The 1,062-nt window shown below is 65.3% G+C and carries 1 protein-coding gene; it reads right to left on the bottom strand.

What is annotated here, in order from left to right; genetic code table 11:
* Positions 1 to 1,062 (bottom strand): SIS domain-containing protein (locus DWY51_RS09400; protein ID WP_117770657.1); only part of this gene is annotated, 1,062 nt, incomplete at its 5' end.

Here is a 1,062-nt window from a genome sequence, read left to right as displayed (position 1 = left end):
TTAGTAGTCGAACTGGTGGTAGTAGCGGCGGTACTTGAGGTTGTGCTTGGTGACCAGCTCGTAGTTGCGCGCGAGGCGGTCGGTGGTCAGCACGGACAGGATCCAGGGGGACACGATGACGCGGAAGTCGTCGTCCAGGCCCGGGATCGCGTACTCGGCGGTGTCGATGATGACGTAGTCCTCGTCGCCGGTCACGCCGCTGGTGAGGAAGGCGCGGACGCGCTCGTCGAGGGCGCGGCACTCGTCCTCTCCCATGAACAGGAACACCGGGACGCCGGGCTCGAGCAGCTCGAGCGTGCCGTGGAAGAAGTCGTGCGAGGTGATGTGGCGGATGCGCTTCCACTGCATCTCCTCGAGCAGGCACATGGAGTACAGGATGGTCTCGCCCCACAGCGCGCCCGAGCCGATGAACATGGTGTAGTCGGCCAGCGCGTACTTCCTGGCGAGCTCCTCGGCGCGCGGCTCGAAGCGCTTGCGGATGTCGAGCATGTCCTTCCAGACGTCCTTCGTCTGCTCGATGAACAGGTCGAACTTGGGGAAGCAGCCGCGGCGGTTGAGCAGGCGCAGGCCGAAGCAGTCGGCGAGGTAGTAGCCCTTCTCGCAGCCGCCGGCGCCGTGGTCGGAGGCCATCATGACGCAGTTCTCGGCGCCCACGGCCTGCCCGATCTTGCCCTCGGGGTTGGTCATGGCGAAGACGCGCACGCCCATCTCCCTCATCTTGCCGACGGCCTCGAGCACCTCGGGGGTGGTGCCGGACTCGGAGGCGGTCAGCACGACGGACCTGTCGGTCATGCGCTTGTGGCCCATGACGTTCCACTCGGCGGCGTGGATCAGGTAGACCTCGAGGTCGCGGTCGCCGAACTTGTTCATGAGGTACTCGAGCTGCATGAACTCGTCCCAGGTGCCGCCGACGCCCATCAGGAAGACGGCGTCGTAGCCCTCCTCGTGCACGCGGTCGGCCAGGGCGGTCATCTTCTTGCCGGCCTCGTAGACGTTCCTGCCGTCCTCGAGGTAGCCCTCCTGGTCGAAGTGCATGATCTCGATCTTCTCGGTCTCCTTCAT

Source organism: Collinsella sp. AF25-2LB (genome assembly GCF_003458415.1).
Lineage (GTDB): Bacteria > Actinomycetota > Coriobacteriia > Coriobacteriales > Coriobacteriaceae > Collinsella.
This window is presented reverse-complemented; position numbering and strand designations above follow the sequence as displayed.